Source organism: Streptomyces panaciradicis, assembly GCF_023516615.1.
In the GTDB taxonomy this organism is placed as follows: domain Bacteria; phylum Actinomycetota; class Actinomycetes; order Streptomycetales; family Streptomycetaceae; genus Streptomyces; species Streptomyces panaciradicis.
In genome coordinates this window covers 1-17,616 of sequence record NZ_JAMGBF010000029.1, presented here as the reverse complement: position 1 = coordinate 17,616, position 17,616 = coordinate 1, and the positions used below count along the sequence as shown (strand labels likewise).

The 17,616-nt window shown below is 74.7% G+C and carries 6 protein-coding genes and 1 pseudogene; 4 read left to right on the top strand and 3 right to left on the bottom strand.

The genetic code is table 11. The features are described from left to right. Positions 1–70: 70 nt before the first annotated feature. Positions 71–1,393, bottom strand: a complete 1,323-nt coding sequence (locus M8J74_RS12590) for a phthiocerol/phthiodiolone dimycocerosyl transferase family protein (RefSeq protein WP_249836458.1) — start codon at positions 1,391–1,393, stop codon at positions 71–73. Between the two features lie 470 nt (positions 1,394–1,863). Here M8J74_RS12590 and M8J74_RS12585 point away from each other — a divergent pair, with 470 nt between their 5' ends. The 3 genes from M8J74_RS12585 (at position 1,864) to ccrA (ending at position 15,696) form a co-directional block, all read left to right on the top strand. Further along, positions 1,864–10,599 carry a non-ribosomal peptide synthetase gene (locus M8J74_RS12585; protein ID WP_249836457.1) on the top strand — a complete coding sequence of 2,912 codons (8,736 nt, stop codon included), beginning with the start codon at positions 1,864–1,866 and terminating at the stop codon, positions 10,597–10,599. Then, a complete protein-coding gene (locus M8J74_RS12580) occupies positions 10,592–14,386 on the top strand; it encodes a type I polyketide synthase (protein WP_249836456.1) in 3,795 nt (1,264 codons plus the stop codon). The genes M8J74_RS12585 and M8J74_RS12580 overlap by 8 nt, the downstream gene beginning before the upstream one ends. Before the next feature lie 74 nt (positions 14,387–14,460). Beyond that, positions 14,461–15,696 (top strand): crotonyl-CoA carboxylase/reductase, encoded by a 1,236-nt coding sequence (ccrA, locus tag M8J74_RS12575; protein ID WP_249836455.1) that lies wholly within the window; start codon positions 14,461–14,463, stop codon positions 15,694–15,696. A 250-nt stretch (positions 15,697–15,946) separates the two neighbouring features. On the opposite strand, the gene M8J74_RS12570 is transcribed toward ccrA, so the two are convergent. Beyond that, positions 15,947–16,378: a MarR family winged helix-turn-helix transcriptional regulator gene (locus M8J74_RS12570; RefSeq protein WP_372500163.1), complete on the bottom strand. Its 432-nt coding sequence runs from the start codon at positions 16,376–16,378 to the stop codon at positions 15,947–15,949. Between the two features lie 73 nt (positions 16,379–16,451). Here M8J74_RS12570 and M8J74_RS12565 point away from each other — a divergent pair, with 73 nt between their 5' ends. After that, positions 16,452–17,117 (top strand): MBL fold metallo-hydrolase, encoded by a 666-nt coding sequence (locus M8J74_RS12565; RefSeq protein WP_249836454.1) that lies wholly within the window; start codon positions 16,452–16,454, stop codon positions 17,115–17,117. On the opposite strand, the pseudogene M8J74_RS12560 reads toward M8J74_RS12565, so the two are convergent. Further along, positions 17,051–17,616, bottom strand: a pseudogene (locus M8J74_RS12560) (enterobactin synthetase); the annotation flags it as partial. The gene M8J74_RS12565 and the pseudogene M8J74_RS12560 overlap by 67 nt on opposite strands.

Here is a 17,616-nt window from a genome sequence, read left to right as displayed (position 1 = left end):
TTGCGGGGAGCGGGCGACCGTGCCCGTCGGGGGCGTGGCGGTGTCCACTCCGCGTGCGGGCAGAGGGTGTTCAGCCCACGTCCGTGGTGGCGGGCTCGCGGCGGGGCTCGGACGCGAAGGCGAGAAGGTCGTCGAGCACCTCGTCGCGGAAGGTCCGCATGAAGGTCGGGCTGAAGCAGGCGGTGCTGTGCGGGAACTCGATGGACAGGCGCCCTTCGAAGGAGACCACGCATGCCATGACGGGACTGCGCCCGGCCTGCGGGAAGTAGTTCTCGCGCCCCGGCACCAGGCGGACGTCGACGGCGCGCAGACCGTCGGGCAGCCGTGGCCCGGGGACGACGCCCATGTTGGTGACGATGACCGTGGCCAGTTGGAGGGCGGGGTTGCGGGGGATCTCCGGGGTGATGCGCATCTCGTGGAAGTGGTCGCCCCTGGCGATGAAGTCGTTCACCCGGGCGTGGACGGTGCGCGCCAGATCCACTGGGTCGGAGGTCTCGGACACCTCCAGGGTCTGCAGATGCGTGGTGACCGCCGGCACCATGACGGACGCCGGCAGCGGCGGAGTCAGCCGGGAGCGCAGGTCCACGGGAGACAGGCAGCCCAGGGTGCGCGGGCCGTCGCCTTCCAGTCGCCGTCGGGCGGTTCTCAGCAGGGCGGCGGCGATGAGCGCGTGCACGGACACACCCGCCTCCCGCGCCCGCCCGCGCAGGCGGGCGGTGCGATCGGTGTCCAGGGTCAGCCGGCACACCTCGATGTGCCCCTCGTCGCCCGCTCCCCCTCCGGTGCGTGCCGGGTCGTAGCGGACGAGCTCGACCGGGCTCTTCTTGGCCTGCGCGATGCGGGCGTCGAGGTACGTGGCGGTGTCGGCCTCGTCGGTGGGCGGCAGCAGGGCGCTGACGGGTTCGGGCCACTCCGGGACGTCCGCCGTGCCGGCGTCGGCACGTCCGGGCTGTGGTCGTTCGTCGGTGACGAGCGCGCGGTAGTGGTCCCACACCGTGTTGTGGAGTGTGATGCTGCTGTGCCCGTCGGTCACGGTGTGGTCGACGACCAGGACGAACAGGTGCTCCGTGCCACCCGGTGCGCTGACCAGGACCGCTCGTGACAAGGGCCCACCCACGGTGAGGGGTCTGTTCAGCTCCGTCGCGTAGGCCTCCTCCAGGTCTGCGGTGCGTGTCTCCAGGCGGGGCCGCTCGGTCTCGTCGAGCAGGGCCAGCGCATGGCCGCCGCCGTCCGCGACGATCCGCGCACGCAGGGTCGGTTGCGCCTGCGTCACAGCGTCGAACGCGGCGGCCAGCGCCACGGCGTCGACGCGTCCGCGCAGCGCGCAGGACAGCACCGCCCTGCTGCGCTGGCCCACATAGAGCGTCTCGACCGGACACAGCGGACGGTGCATGACCAAAGCCCTCTTTCGATCGTCCAACGGGTGGCCCGGCGGCGCGGTCGGTCAGTCGCCCGAATGCGGCCGCGGGTGTGGGGAGTCGTATTCGAGAGTGCACCGCGCGCCGTCGCCGAATCCACCCGGGCAGGCGCCCAAAAGCGAACTCTCGTGTTTTCCCTAAAAGTTGGTGCCACATGCACACTCCCCGGCCCGGCGTTCTTTGGGGAATTCCCTGAATTGCCGCTCGCGGGCCGGCTCCGCCTTGACCGGGCCGATCTCGGTGGCGCACCGTGATGTCCTGTAGAACCGGAGCCAGGGTGACGCGTGTTCACCCGGTCCCCTCTGTGCGACCTGCCTTTCCCGCTTGGTCGGCCCCCTGCGCGCACTCAGACGCGAGGGCGGCACGAGGCGGCGGCCGCACTGCTCCGATCCGGTCGTGCCGTCGCCGGCCGGGACACTTCGGCTTGCCACGTGAGGGTTGTGCTATGTCACTCCAGCAGGACGAGCGGAGTCCGCTGTCCGGGGCCCAGGAGGGTCTCTGGTACGCCGGGCGGCTCGCGTCGGACAGCGCCGCGTACAACACCGGCGAGGCGGTGGAGATCCACGGGCCGCTCGACACGGGCCTGTTCGAGACCGCGCTGCGCCGTACGGTCGCCGAGGCGGGCACCTTCGCCCTGCGGTTCGTCGACACCGAGGACGGCCCCCGCTGCCACCGGGCCGACGACCCGGACGACTGGCCTCTGCACCACGTCGACGTCCGGGACGCCGACGATCCCGGGGCGGCCGCCTGGGAATGGATCCACGCGGACCTGGCGACCCCGGTGGACCTGGAGAAGGGTCCGCTGTTCTCGCACGCGCTGCTGACCCTCGCCCCCGACCGGTACATCTGGCTGCTGAGGGCCCATCACATCCTGCTCGACGGCTACAGCTACAAGCTCCTGGGCCGGCGTCTTGCCGAGGTGTACAACGCGCTCGCCGCCGGACGCGAACCGGACGCCTCCGGCTTCGCGCCGGTGGGCCGACTCCAGGAGGAGGAGGCCGCCTACCGCGCCGGCGACCGCCACAGCCGGGACCGCGCCCACTGGGCCGAGCGCCTGGCCGGGCTGCCCGAACCGGCGCACCTCACCTCCCGCACGGCCGCCGCGACCGCCCCCTTCCTGCGCCGCACGGCCGAGTTGACGCCGTCCGAAGTGGCCGCCCTGGACGCGGCGGCCTCCCGTCTCGGCGTCGCCCGCGCCGACCTGCTGGCCACGGCCACCGCCGTCTACCTGCATCGCATGACCGGCGCCGAGGACCTGGTGCTCGGCCTGGCCACGATGAGCCGCCTCGGCAGCGCCGCGCTGCGCACACCGGGCACCGCCTCCGACGTCCTGCCCCTGCGGGTGCGCGCCACCGCGAGGACGCCGCTCACCGAGGCGGCCCGGGACGTCGCCGAGGAGCTGCGCGCTCTGCGCCGCCACCAGGCCTACCGCGGCGAGTACCTGCGCCGCGACCTGGGACTGCTGGGCACCGGGCGCCGGCTGTACGGACCGGTGCTGAACATCGTCCCCTTCGACGAGTCGCCCGTGTTCGACGGCCAGCCCACCACCTGGCACCACCTGTCCGGCGGCGCCGTGGAGGACCTGCAGATCTCGGTGCGGCCCGGCACCGACGCCGGCGGCCTGTGGCTGGCCTTCGACGCCAACCCCGCCCTGTACGAGGAGGACGAACTCGCCCTGCACCGCGAGCGGTTCCTCGCCGTGCTGCACCGGCTGGCCGAGGCCGCGCCGACGACCGCGCTGGGCGAACTGGACGTCCTGCTGCCGGGTGAGCACCCGCGCGACACGGCCGCTCGCACGTATCCGGTCGAGCGCACCCTCACGCAGTTGTTCGAGGAGCAGGCGGACGCGCATCCCGAGCGGACCGCCGTCACCTGTGGCGAGGTCCGACTGACCTACGCCGGGCTCAACGCCGAGGCCAACCGCCTGGCCCGGCTGCTGACCGAGCGCGGCGCGGGCCCCGGCCGGGTGGTGGCGCTGGCGCTGGAGCGCGGCGCGCGGCTGCTGCCCGCCCTGCTGGCCGTCCTCAAGACCGGCGCCGCCTACCTCCCCCTGGACCCGGGCCACCCGGCCGAGCGGCTGCGGCTGGTCGTCGAGGACACCGGCCCCGTCGCCCTGGTCACCGAACGCGCCCACGCCCACCTCGGCGCTGCCTCGGTGCCCACCGTCCTCCTGGACGACCCGCAGGTCATGGCGAACCTCGCCGCCCGCCCGGCCGAAAACCTGACCGACGCCGACCGGCACGGGCCGACGAGCCCCGCCGACATCGCGTACATCATCCACACCTCCGGCTCCACCGGCCGCCCCAAGGGCGTCCCCGTGCCGCACGCCAACGTGGTGCGGCTGTTTGCCGCCGCCGCGGAGCACTTCACGTTCGGCGCGGACGACGTGTGGACGCTGTTCCACTCCTACGCCTTCGACTTCTCCGTGTGGGAGATGTGGGGCGCGCTGCTGCACGGCGGACGCCTCGTCGTCGTCCCCTACGCCGTCAGCCGCTCCCCCAGGGACTTCCTCGAGCTGCTGCACGGCGAGCACGTCACCGTCCTCAACCAGACGCCGTCCGCCTTCGAGCAGTTGATCGACGCCGACCTCGAACGCGGCGGGGACAGCGGGGCGTTGCGCTACGTCGTCTTCGGCGGTGAGGCCCTGCGCCCGGCGCGGCTGCGCCCCTGGGCCGACCGGCACGGCCTGGACCGGCCCCAGCTGGTGAACATGTACGGCATCACCGAGACCACCGTGCACGTCACCCACCACCGCCTGACCCGCGCCGACCTCGACGACCCGCGGCGCGGCAGCGTCATCGGCCGGCCCCTGGCCGACCTGCGCGTCCACCTCCTCGACGCCGAGGGACGACCGGTCCCGCCCGGCGCGAGCGGCGAGATGTACGTCTCCGGCGCCGGGGTGGCCGCCGGCTACCTGCACCGGCCCGAGCTGACCGCCGAGCGCTTCCTCGACGACCCCTTCGCCCCGCCCGGCACCCGGATGTACCGCTCCGGGGACCTCGCGCGGCGCCGCCCGGACGGCACCCTCGACTACCTCGGCCGGGCCGACGCCCAGGTGCAGATCCGCGGCTTCCGCGTCGAGCCGGGCGAGATCGAGGCCGTCCTGGCCGTCCACCCCCGGGTGGCCCGGGCCGCCGTCGTCGTCCGCCGTGCCGACAACGGCGCCCAGCACCTCGTCGCCTACGTCCTCACCGCCGGCAACACGCCCCTCGACCCGGCCGAGCTGCGCGCCCACGCCGCCGCCCGCCTGCCCGAGCACATGGTCCCGGCCGCCTGCGTCACCGTCGACGCCCTGCCGCTGACCGCCAACGGCAAGCTCGACGTGCAGGCCCTGCCCGCACCGGACTTCACCGCCGCCGCCTCCGGCACCCGCCCCCGCAACCCGCAACAGGCCCTGGTGTGCGCCCTGTTCGAGGACGTACTGAAGCTGCCCCGGGACAGCGTGGGCGCCGACGTCAACTTCTTCGACCTGGGCGGCGACTCGCTGCTCGCCACCCGCCTGCTGGCCCGGCTGCGGCACGACACCGGCGCGGAGATCCCCATCACCGCCCTCTTCGAGACCCCGACCCCGGCCGCGCTCGCGGCACGGCTCGCCGCCGACGCGGCCGACCGCGCAGGCGCCCCGCCCCGGCCCGTCCTGGGGGCCGCAGTACGTCCCGAGCGGGTGCCGCTGTCGTTCGCGCAGGAGCGCATGTGGTTCCTGCACCGGCTCGGCGACCGGGCCGCCACGTACAACATCCCGCTCGTGGTGACCGCGCCCGCCGACCTGGACGCCGACGCGCTGGAAGCGGCCCTCGGCGACCTGGCCGACCGCCACGAGAGCCTGCGCACGCTTGTCGCCGAGCACGACGGCACACCCCACCAGCGCGTCCTGCCGCCCGGTGCGCTGCGCCCGCCTCTGCACCGCGTCGACTGCCCCGCCGCGGAGAGCGCCGCCCACGTCGAAGCCGCCCTGCGCCACCGCTTCGACCTCACCGCCCAAAGCCCCCTGACCGCCTGGCTGCTGGGGCCGGCCGAGGACCGCACGCTGCTGCTCCTGCTGCACCACAGCGCCGCCGACGGCTGGTCGCTGCGGCCGTTCGCCGAGGACCTGGGTACCGCCTACACGGCCCGCCGCGCCGGACACGCCCCCAACTGGACGCCGCTGCCGGTGCAGTACGCCGACTACGCCCTGTGGCAGCGCGCCCTGCTGGCCCCCGCACCCGACGGCACGGGCCGCCTGGAGCGGTTGACCGCGCACTGGCGCACGGCGCTGGCGGACCTGCCCGCGGAGTGCTCCCTGCCCGCCGACCGGCCCCGGCCCGAGACACCGCGCGGCACCGGCGCCCACCTGGAGTCGGTCGTGGACGCCGCCCTGCACCGCGACCTGCTCGCCCTGGCCGACCGCGAGGGCACCAGCCTCTTCATGGTGCTGCACGCCGCCCTCAGCGCCCTGCTCACCCGCAGCGGCGCGGGCGAGGACATCGTCCTGGGCACCCCGGTCGCGGGCCGCACCGAACCCGCCCTGGACCAGCTGATCGGCCTGATCACCAACACGCTGGTGCTGCGCGCCGACACCTCCGGCGACCCCGCCTTCCGCGACCTGCTCGCCCGGCTGCGCACCGCCGACCTGGCCGCCCTGGACCACCAGGACCTGCCCTTCGACCGGCTCGTCGACGAGCTCAACCCGCCCCGCCACCCCGGCCGCCACCCCCTGTTCCAGGTGATGCTGGCCCTGCAGAACAACGACCTGGCCGTCCTCCAACTCGACGGCCACCGTGTCCGGTTGCGGCCGACCGCCACCGGCACCGCCAAGTTCGACCTCTTCGTCGACGTCCTGGAGCGGCACACCCCCGAGGGCACCCCCGACGGCCTCACCCTTCACATCGAGTACGCCACCGACCTCTACGACGCCTCCACCGCCGAGGCCCTCGGCCGCGCCCTGCACGACGTCCTGCGCACCGTCGGCGCCGATCCCGCCGTGCGCGTCGGGCAGTTGCCCGCGGTCCCCGAGCGCACGCCGGTCCCGGCCGGGCCCGCCGTCGGGGAACTGGAGGCGGCCGCGCTGTCCGTGCCCGGCATCCGCGCCGCCCGCGCCCTGACCGCCCCCGACGGCCGGACGCCGCACCTGTACGTGGTGCCAGGACGCGCCGACGCGGCGGAACGCGTCGAGGAGGTCCTGGACTGCGCGGGCCACACCACCGTCCGGATCACCGCGGTCAACGCCCTGCCCCACGACGAGGACGGCCGGCTCGACACCGGCGCACTCACCGCCCTGCCCGCCGTCGACCGCACCGCGGCCGACGCCTGGCGCGAGCGCCTGACCCGCCTGCCGGGGGTGACCCACGCCGAGGTGAGCGTGGAGGACATCGGCGAGGAACTGGGCCGCCGCCACGCCGGAGTCACCGATCGCGCCCCGGACACCACCGGCGCCGAGCCCGGCGTCGGCAACGCCCCGGCGTCCGCCGTACCGGCGCTCAGCGAGGGCTCGGCGCTCGTCGAACCGTCCGTCTCCAGCTGGGCGCAGGCCCTGCGCCGGGCCGCCGAGCGGGCGCAGGGCGACATCGTCCACGTCCACGCCGACGGCAGCGAGCACCGGCGCAGCTACGCCTCCCTCATCCCCGAGGCCTCACGGGTCCTGGCGGGCCTGCGCCGGGCCGGACTGCGCCCCGGTGACCAGGTGATCCTCCAGTGCGACGCCACCGAGGACTTCCTGGCCGCGCTGTGGGGCTGCGTCCTGGGCGGTTTCGTCGCCGTCCCGCTGACCGTCCCCGCCTCCTACGACACGCCCTCGGCGGCGCTGACCAAGCTGGAGGGCATCTGGCGGATGCTCGGCCGGCCCTGGATCGTGTGCTCCGCCGACCGCGAGAGCGGCCTGCGCGGCCTGGCCGCCCGCCAGGACTGGCCCGGCCTGCGCCTGACCACCGCCGACGAGCTGCGCGAGGCGCCCGAGGACCACGACTGGCACCCCGCCCGGCCCGACGACATCATCCTCATGCTGATGACGTCCGGCAGCACCGGCCTGCCCAAGGCGGTGCGGCTCACCCACCGCAACGTGCTCACCCGCTCTGCCGCCACCGAGCAGATGAACGCGCTCGACGCCTCCGACGTCTCCCTGAACTGGATCCCCCTCGACCACGTCACCGGCGTGGTGATGTTCCACCTGCGGGACGTGTACCTGGGCTGCCGCCAGATCCACGCGCCCACGTCCTGGATCCTGCAGGACCCGCCGCGCTGGATGGACCTGGCCGACCGGCACCGCGTCACCGTCACCTGGGCACCCAACTTCGCGTTCGGTCTCCTCGCCGAACAGGCCGACCGCTTCGCCGACCGCACCTGGGACCTGTCGCCGATGCGGCTGGTGATGAACGCGGGCGAGGTCGTCGTGGCCGCCGCGGCCCGCCGCTTCCTGCACGCACTCGAGCCGTTCGGCCTGCCGCAGGACGTGATGCACCCCGGCTGGGGCATGTCCGAGACCTGCTCGGTGGTCACCGACGCCGTCCTGGCCCCCCGACCCGTGCCCGGCGAGGGCACGTTCGTCAGCTGCGGCCTGCCCTACCCGGGCTTCGCCATGCGCGTCGTCGACGACTCCGGCACCGTCCTCGCCGAGGGTGACGCCGGCCGCCTCCAGGTCCGCGGCACCTCCGTGACCGGCGGCTACCACGACAACCCGGGCGCGAACGCGGAGGCGTTCACCGAGGACGGCTGGTTCGACACCGGCGACCTGGCGTTCCTGCGGGCCGGGGAGCTGTACATCACCGGGCGCGCCAAGGACGTCATCATCGTCAACGGCGTCAACCACTACAGCCACGAGATCGAGGCCTGCGTCGAGGAACTGCCGCACGTGGTGCGCAGCTTCACCGCCGCCGTCGCGGTGCGCTCCGACTCCTCGGCGTCCACCGACGAACTCGCCCTGTTCTTCCACCTGTCCCCCGAGGCCTCCGACGGGGACACCGCCGCGGCCCTGCGGGAGATCGCCGGCAAGGTGACGCGGGAGATCGGCGTCAGCCCGGCCTTCCTCGTCCCGGTCGCCCAGGACGCCGTGCCGAAGACGGAGATCGGCAAGATCCAGCGCACCAAGCTGCGCAAGAGCTTCGAGGCCGGCGCGTTCGACGAGCAGGTGCGTGCCACCGAACTGCTGCTGGGCACCGCCGCGACCGTGCCCGACTGGTTCCTGCGGCCGGTCTGGCAGCGGGCGGAGCACCACGCCTCACGGCAGGCCGTGCCTGGCCGTCACACCCTGGTCCTCGCGGGCGACGACCCGCGCTCCGTGCGGATCGCGGAGCGGATCGCCGACACTCTGCGCGCCACGGGCGAGCGCTGCACCGTCGCCTCCGACGGCACGTCCTACGCCCGCCTCGACGCCGCCCGTTACCGGATCCGCCCCGGCGAGCACGACGACCTCGCCACCCTGCTCGACCGGCTGGAGCACGACCAGCGGCCGGTCGACGCCGTGATCCACCTCGGAGGGCTGCACGACGGCGACGCCCCCTCGACCACCGCGCCGACGGCACCGCACGAGGCGAGCGGCACGCTGTCCCTCCTCGCCCTGGCCCGGGCGCTCGCCTCCCGGACCGCCCGGCAGCACCCCGTCGACCTGGTGTACGCCACCGCGGGCGCCCTGGGGGTGCGGGCCGAGGACCGGCCCCACCCGGGGCACGCCATGGCGGGCGCCCTGCTCAAGTCGCTGACGGAGGAGCTGGGTCGGCTGCGCGGCACGCACGTCGACCTGCCGCCGGACGCCGACGAGGACGCTCCCGCGCTGCTGCTGGCGGAGGCGCACGTGTCCGCCGACGCCGCCGAGGTGGCGTACCGCGACGGCTGCCGCCATGTGCGCCGTCTGGCCCCGGTGCCGGACGCGCCCCCGCGTCCCCGGTCGGCCGCCACCGATGGGTTCACCCTGGTCACCGGCGGCCTGGGCGGCGTCGGCGGCGAGGTCGCGGCGCATCTGCTGCGCACCCCGGGCACCCGGCTGCTGATCCTGGGCCGCACTCCCGAGGACGCCCTGGACGCCCAGGCCGACGGGCCGCGGCGTGGGGAGGTGCTGCGGCGGCTGCGCGAGCGGGGCGAGGTCCGCTACGTGTGCGCCGATGTCACCGACGAGTCCCAGGTCCGTGCCGCCGTGGACGCGGCCGCCCAAGCGTGGGGCGTGCCCCTGACGAGCGTGCTGCACCTGGCCGGGACGCTCCTCGAACGCCCGGTGGGTGAGCTGGACGAGGACACCTGGCGGCAGGCGGTGGCCGCGAAGGCGGGCGGCGCGTGGACACTGCACCGCCTCACCGCCGACCACCCGGTCACCTCCTTCGTCACCTTCTCCTCCGTCAACGGCTTCTTCGGCGGGGCCATGAACGCCGCCTACGCAGCGGCCAACGCCGCGCTCGACGCCCTGGCACTGCACCGCCGAAGCCTCGGGCTGCCCGCGCAGTCCCTGGCCTGGAGCATGTGGCGCGAGCGGGGCGTCAGCCGCGGCTACCGGCTCACCGCGCTGACCGAGGCCCGCGGTTACCGGCTGCTGGACGCGCAGGCCGCACTGCGCTCCTTCGACCTGGCCCGCACGCTCGACGCCCCCCACCTGCTGATCGGTGCCGACCGCACCGCCCCCTGGGTGCGCAGCCATGTGGCGGCACCGGTACGGCCGGTACGGCGCCCGGCCGCGCGCGTCGGCCTGGCCGACGGCACCGACCTGGGCGCCCTGTATCGCGCGGCGGGCGACGCCGCCCGTGCGGCGCGCCTGGCCGACGACTGGGTGCTGCGCTCCGCCGGCACCGCCGACCGGCCGGAACGAGCCGACGGGGAAGAGGACGCCCGGCGGCTGGAGAGCAGGCTCGCCGAGGTGTGGTGCGCCGTGCTGGGCCGCGACCGGGTGGGGCCGGACGAGAACTTCTTCGACCTGGGCGGCAACTCGCTGCTGCTGGTCACCGCCCAGAACGCGGTCAACAGCGCCTTCGACGCCGACGTGTCGGTGGTCGACCTGTTCGCCCACCCCACCGTCCGCGACCTGGCGCGCCACCTGGCGGCCACTGCCACCAAGCCGTCGGCGGGGCAGGACACCGCCGACGCCCGGACGGACGGCCCGGCCGGACAGCCGTCCGCCGAACCCGCGCCCAGCGAGCTGGACCGCGCCAAGGAACAAGCACAACGGCAGCGAGCGGCCCGTGCCCGCCGCACCGCACGCCACGGAAAGGACCGCGGCCATGCATGACGACCCCGCAGCACACGCCGAGGAGGACGCCCCCGCCGTCGCCGTCATCGGCATGGCGGGCCGCTTCCCCGGCGCCGACGACCTGGACGCCTTCTGGGACAACCTGGCGGCCGGCCGGGAGTCGATACGGCCCGTCAGCGACGAGGAGTTCCTCGCCGCGGGCGGCGACCCGGGCGATCTCGACGACCCCTCTCTGGTGCGCATGGCCTCCGTGGTCGAGGGCATCGACCGCTTCGACTCCGGCTTCTTCGGCTACAGCCCGGCCGAGGCCGCCGTCGTCGACCCGCAGCAGCGGCTGCTGCTGGAGACCGCCTACCACGCTCTGGAGGACGCCGGATGCCTGGTCGAGGGCCGTGACACCGGGGCGTTCGGCGTCTACGCGGGCAGCGGCGACAGCCGCTACTACCCCGCCCATGTCCACCCGCGCTTCGCCGGACAGCCCGGCTCGGTCGCCCTGGTGCACGCGGCCACCGCCAACTCCCTGGGCACGCTCGCCACCCGCGTTTCCTACGAACTGGGCCTGACCGGCCCGAGCCTGTCGCTGCAGACCGCCTGCTCCACCGCGCTGGTCGCCGTGCACACCGCCTGCCAGGACCTGCTCGACTACCGGTGCGACACCGCGCTGGCGGCCGCGGTCTCCCTCAACCCGTCCGCGGTCCTCGGCTACCGCTACGTACCCGACGGGCCGTTCTCCCCCGACGGCCACTGCCGCGCCTTCGCCGCCGACGCCGCCGGCACCTCCTCCGGCGACGGCGTGGGCGCCGTCGTCCTCAAGCGCCTGGAGGACGCCCTCGCCGACGGCGACCGCATCCGCGCCGTGATCCGCGGCAGCGCCGTGAACAACGACGGGCGCCGCAAGGTCGGCTTCAGCGCGCCCAGCACGGCCGGACAGACCGAGGTCATCCTCGCCGCGCAGGCCCAGGCCATGGTCGACGCGGGCACCATCGGCCTGATCGAGGCACACGGCACCGCCACCAAGCTCGGCGACCCCATCGAGGTGGCGGCCCTTGCCGAGGCGTTCCGGCACAGCACCGAGGCGCGCGGCTTCTGCGCCCTGGGGTCGGTGAAGACGAACATCGGCCACCTGGGGGCGGCCGCCGGCATCGCCGGTCTCATCAAGGCCGTGCTCGCCCTGGAGCACCGTCAGATCCCGCCGAGCCTGCACTTCGACCGGCCCAACCCGCTCATCGACTTCGACTCGGGCCCCTTCCGGGTGCCGACCGCCCTGGAGGACTGGCCGGAGCGCGAGCACCCGCGCCGGGCCGCCGTCTCGGCGTTCGGCATCGGCGGCACCAACGCCCACGTCATCCTGGAGGAGCCCCCGCCCACCCCTCCGGCCGCGCCGCGCCCGCCCGAGGACGGCCGTCGCTTGGTCCTGCCCCTGTCCGCGCGCACGCCCGGCGCCCTGCGCGGCCAGGCCGACGCCCTCGCCCGGCACCTCGACCGCCGTCCCGACCTGCGCCTGGACGACATCGCGCACAGCCTGCGCACCGAACGGCCCGCCCTGCGCCACCGCCTGACCGTCACCGCCTCCTCCCGCGAGGAGGCCGTCGACGCCCTCCGCGCCGCCGCGCCGCTGACCCCGCCCGCCGACGACCGACCCCGCGTGGCCTTCCTGCTGCCGGGCGGAGGCACCCAGTACCCCGGGATGGGGGCGGAGCTGTACCGCGAGAACACCGTGTACCGCGACACGGTCGACGAGTGCGCGCGCGTCCTGCGGCCCGTCCTCGGCGGCGACCTGCACACCACGCTGGTCGAGCGACGCCCGGGCGACGACACGGACGCCTTCCTCGGCCTGGTGGTGACCGAGTACGCGCTGGCCCGCACGCTGATGGAGGCGGGCGTACGCCCGGACGCCCTCATCGGGCACTCGCTCGGCGAGTACACGGCGGCCTGTCTGGCCGGGGTGATCGACCTGGAGGAGATGCTGCCTCTGGTCACCGAGCGCATCCGGCTGATCAGCTCGGCGGGCGGCGCCACCACCGGCATCGCCGCCGCGGTGAAGGACGTCCTGCCGCTGCTCGACGAGCAGTTGTCCCTCACGGCCGTCAACGGCCCCACCGCGTGCACCGTCGCCGGGCACCTGGACGCCGTCGCCCGCTTCGAGGCCGAACTCACCCGCCGGGACATCCCGTTCCGCCGGCTGCGCATCCCCGTCGCCGCCCACTCCCACGTCCTGGACCCGGTCCTGCCCGCCTTCGAGGACCACCTGCGCCGGGTCACCCTGCGCCCGCCGCGCATCCCCTACGTCACCAACGTCACCGGCGACTGGGTCACCGACGCCCAGGCCACCTCCGTACAGCACTGGCTGGACCACACCCGGCACACCGTGCGGTTCGCCGACGGCATCGCCGCCCTGTGGGAGCGCCTGCACCCGGTGCTGGTGGAGATCGGCCCCGGGGACACCCTGACCAAGCTGGCCGCCAACCGGCTCGCCGACCGGGCGCCGGTGACGGTGACCACCATGCGGCACGCCAAGGCCGAGGCGGCCGACGGCTTCGTACTCGCCGAGGCCCTGGGCCGGCTGTGGAGCGCCGGCGTCGACGGTGCCCTGCCCCCGGCTCCGGACACCGCCCGACGGGTGCAGCTGCCGCCGTACGCCTTCGAACGCCACCGGCACTGGATCGACGCGCCCGGCGCCCGGACGGACGCCACCGCGTCCGAGGACACCGCGCCGGCCGGCGACGCGCTCGCCCCACGCCCCCGGCTGACGACGCGGCACGTACCGCCGCGCACCGACCGCGAGCAGGCGGTGACCCGGCTGTGGGAGGAGACCCTCGGCATCGCGGGCATCGGCGTGCACGACAACTTCTTCGACCTGGGCGGCGACTCCATGCGCGCCGTGCTCCTGGCCGGCCGGCTGCGCCAGACGGGCGTCCTCGACGTGCCCGCCGCGAAACTGCTGGCCGCGCCCACCGTCGCCGGACTGCTCGCCGAGGAACCGGCGGACACCCCGCCCGGCACCGCTCCCGCCACCGCGCTGGGCCCGCTGCTGCCCCTGCGCGCGGAGGGCACCGCCGTCCCGCTGTTCTGCCTGCACCCCGGGGCGGGTGTGTCCTGGCGCTACACCGGCCTGCTCCCCCACCTCGGCGGCGACCAGCCCGTGTACGGCGTCCAGGCACTGGGCCTGGACGGCACCCGGCCGCCCGCGCCGGACGCCGCCGCGATGGTCACGGCCTACCTGGATCTCGTGCGCCAGGTGCAGCCGCACGGCCCCTACCGCCTGCTGGGCTGGTCCTACGGCGGTTTCGTGGCCCACGCCATGGCCTGCGCACTGCAGGAGGCCGGAGAGCGGGTGGATCTGCTGGCCATGCTCGACGCACCCCAGCCGCACGGCACCGCCTACGCCCCCGGGACGGCCGAACGCCAGGTCGCGGCGCTGCTGTCCCGGGTGGCCGGCCTGCCGGTGGCGCCGGGGGCCGGGGCCGCGGACGTGGAACGGGTCCTGGAGCGTATCGAGGCCGAGGCACAGAGTGCGCCGATCACCCGGGAGCAGGCCGCCGCGATCGCCGCGGTCATGCGCAATAACCTGCGCATCGCCCCGCAGTTCAGGCCCGGCCGCTTCCGCGGGGACGTGCTGTTCTTCAGCGCCGCCGAGGAAACGGTCACGGACTTCGCGGCCGACCTGGCCGTCCAACCGGGCAAGGCGGACGCCTGGCGCCCGTACGTCCACGGCACCCTCCACGACCACCAAGTGCCCTGCGGCCACTACGAGATGACCGAGCCCGAACCGATCGCCCGCATCGGCGAGACGGTCGCCAAGGCGCTGCGCGCCCTGAGCGACTGAACCCCGGCCGTGCGCTCCCGCTCCGTAAGGCCACCGTCCACCCGAGTAAGCCCCGACCCTTCAGGAGATCCCGCGTGACCGCGACCCAGGACCTCTACGAGCTCGGCGACGCGCCCGAGATCGGCACCGTCCCCCGCCGGATGTACGCCTCGCTGATCCGCCGGGAGCGCTACGGGCAGCCCGTCGACGCCTTCCGCACCGAGGTGGTGGACGTTCCGCCCGTGGGCCGCGGGCAGGTCGCGGTGAAGGTGATGGCGGCCGGCATCAACTACAACAACGTCTGGGCGGCCCTGGGCGAGCCGCTCGATGTGATCACCGCCCGGCAGAAGGCGGGCGCCACCGAGGACTTCCACATCGGTGGCTCGGACCTGTCCGGGATCGTGTGGGCCGTCGGCGAGGGCGTGCGCGGCGTCGCGCTCGGCGACGAGGTCGTGGTCCTGGCCAACCGCTGGGACGAGTCGGCCGAGGATGTCCGCCTCGGCGCCGACCCGGCCGTCTCCTCCACCCAGCGCGTGTGGGGCTACGAGGAGAACTACGGCTCCTTCGCCCAGTTCGCGGTCGTCGACGACTACATGTGCCACCCGAAGCCGGCCCGGCTGTCCTGGGCGGAGGCCGCCTGCTACATGGCGACCGCCGCCACCGCCTACCGCCAGCTGTTCGGCTGGCAGCCGCACACCGTGCGCCCGGGCGACCCGGTGCTGATCTGGGGCGGCGCGGGTGGCCTCGGCTGCATCGCCATCCAGCTCGTGCGGCACGTCGGGGGGATCCCGGTGGCGGTGGTCTCCAGCCAGGAGCGCGGTGAGTTCTGCCTCAAGCTCGGCGCCGAGGGCTTCATCGACCGGCGCGAGTTCGACCACTGGGGGCGGCTGCCGGACACCTCCGACGAGGCGGCCATGGCCCGTTGGCTGAGGGGCGCCCGTGCCTTCGGCCGGCGGTTCTGGGAGGTGCTCGGTGAGCGCCGCAGCCCGCGCATCGTGCTGGAGCATTCCGGCGCCGACACCGTACCCACGTCGATGTACCTGTGCGACAACGGCGGCATGGTCGTCCTGTGCGGCGGCACCACCGGCTACAACGGCGACGTGGATCTGCGCTTCCTGTGGATGCGGCAGAAGCGGCTGCAGGGCTCGCACGTGGCCGGCGCCCGCGAGGCGCGCGAGGTGACCCGGCTGATCGCGCAGGGTGTCATCGACCCGTGCCTGTCCCGGACCTTCGCCTTCGACGAGATCGGCCTGGCCCACCAGCTCATCCACGACAACCGCCACCCGGCGGGCAACATGGCGGCCCTGGTCAACGCGCGCCCCGAATCCTGACGCCGGCGACGCACCCGCACATTGGCCCGCCGGCTGTCCGCCCGCGGCGCGGGGAGCGGGTGCGGGCCGCCGACCTCGCCCAGCGCGTCACCGCGGCCGCGCACGCCGAGGGCGCCCGCGAGCACAGCGCGCTCATCGGGGGCGGACTTCTCCGTTGCGGACAGCGCCAGGGAGGCGTTGCGGTGGGCGAGTTCGGCGGCAGCGGCGACAGCCCTCCGTCCGGACGGAGGGCTTTCCGGTCGTGCTTGGCTCAGCGGTCGTTCAGGCGGCCGGCGAGCCGGGCGATCAGGGGGACGCACGCGCGCAGGTGTTCCTGCTCCCGCGCGCTGAGCGTGTCCTCGATGGCCGCGTCGAGCCAGTCGGCGCGCCGGGTCCGCTCGTCGCTCAGCCGGGCGCGCCCGCGGTCGGTGAGGTGAAGCAGCAGTTTGCGGCCGTCGGAGGGGTGCGGTTCGGCGCGCACCAACCCGGCGCCCAGCAGGTCCTTGACGGTCTTGGCGGCGGACTGGTGTGTCACACCGCGCAGATGGGCGAGGTCGGCGGTGGTGTACGGACCGCCGCGGTCCAGGTACCCGAGGACGGCCGCCTCCCCTGCGGGCATGGTGTCGGCGGTCCGCGCGGCGCGCACCAGTTCCCCGACGGCGCGCCGCAGGTCTTCGGCGAGGGTGTCGTCCATGGCGCTCATCCTAACGACCTCCTGAACCCATACTGTACAGTTAAGTTGTACAACTTGCCTGCATAGTTTGGAGGGGCCCGCGATGCGGCTCATCAAGTACGGACATGCCTGCGTCGGCCTGGAGGAGGACGACCGGCGCCTGGTCGTCGACCCGGGCGGTCTGACCGACCCGCGGGTGCTCGACCGGGCGGACGCCGTGCTGGTCACCCACGAGCACTTCGACCACTTCTCCGAGGAGAACCTGCGCCGGGCCGCCGAGGCGAACCCCGCCCTGCGGATCTGGACCAACGCCTCCGTGGCCGGCCTGCTGGAGGGCCTGGGACATCGGGTGACGACCGTCGGCCACGGCGAGGCGTTCGAGGCCGCCGGCTTCGCCGTCGAGGTCCACGGCACCTGGCACGAGACCATTCACCCCGACATCCCGCGCGTGGGCAACGTCGGCTTCCTCGTCGACGGCAGCGTCTTCCACCCCGGCGACGCCCTGACCGTCCCGGACACCCGCGTGGACACCCTGCTGCTGCCGGTGCACGGCCCCTGGTCCACCACAGGCCGGCTGATCGACTACGTGCGCGAGGTCGCGCCCCGGCACGTCTACGCCGTCCACGACGGCGCCCTGAACGACACCGGCGTCGCCATGGTCGGCGGCCTCCTCGGCGCGGGCGGCCCCGGCACCGGCGCCCCCTACGAACGCCTCGCCGTGGGCAGCGCCGTCGCTCTTCCCTCGGCGTCGGCCCAGCCCAGCGCGTAACTGAACACGCCCGCGCCGACGGGCAGGACCCGTACCCGCACCGCGTACGACGCACTCGCGCGGGGGGCGACCCACAGCGCGTCGCCGCACGCCTCGATCCGCAGATCCCTCAGCGTCCCCATCGGCGGGGTCACGCTCTCGCCCGGCGCGAGGCACAGGGCCTTCCACGCGGCTTCCTTCGCGGAGAACAGGTCCGTCAGCGACCAGGGCCGGCCCCGGGTGCCCGAGGCGGTGCCGAGCAGCCGCTCCTCGTCCGGGTCCAGCACCAGCCGTGCCGCGCCGCACGGCAGCGGCCGCAGCTCCAGATCACACCCGACGGGGAGGTCCGCGCCCGGGGCAGGGGCCACGGCGGCGGCGATCCCGGCGCTGTGCGAGATCGACGCCGCCGGCCCGGGCGCGAACACCGGCAGGCGGCCCTCACGGGGGATGTCGCCGCAGGCCGTGCCCACCGCGCGCAGGGCCCGGCGAGCGGCCTCGCGTCCGGCCAGGAACTCCCGGC

What these genes read in the sequence shown, in the direction of transcription:
- M8J74_RS12590 (WP_249836458.1), bottom strand. Translation starts at nt 1,393, where the DNA reads ATGCACCGTCCGCTGTGTCCGGTCGAGACGCTCTATGTGGGCCAGCGC.
- M8J74_RS12585 (WP_249836457.1), top strand. Translation starts at nt 1,864, where the DNA reads ATGTCACTCCAGCAGGACGAGCGGAGTCCGCTGTCCGGGGCCCAGGAG.
- M8J74_RS12580 (WP_249836456.1), top strand. Translation starts at nt 10,592, where the DNA reads ATGCATGACGACCCCGCAGCACACGCCGAGGAGGACGCCCCCGCCGTC.
- M8J74_RS12570 (WP_372500163.1), bottom strand. Translation starts at nt 16,378, where the DNA reads ATGAGCGCCATGGACGACACCCTCGCCGAAGACCTGCGGCGCGCCGTC.
- M8J74_RS12565 (WP_249836454.1), top strand. Translation starts at nt 16,452, where the DNA reads ATGCGGCTCATCAAGTACGGACATGCCTGCGTCGGCCTGGAGGAGGAC.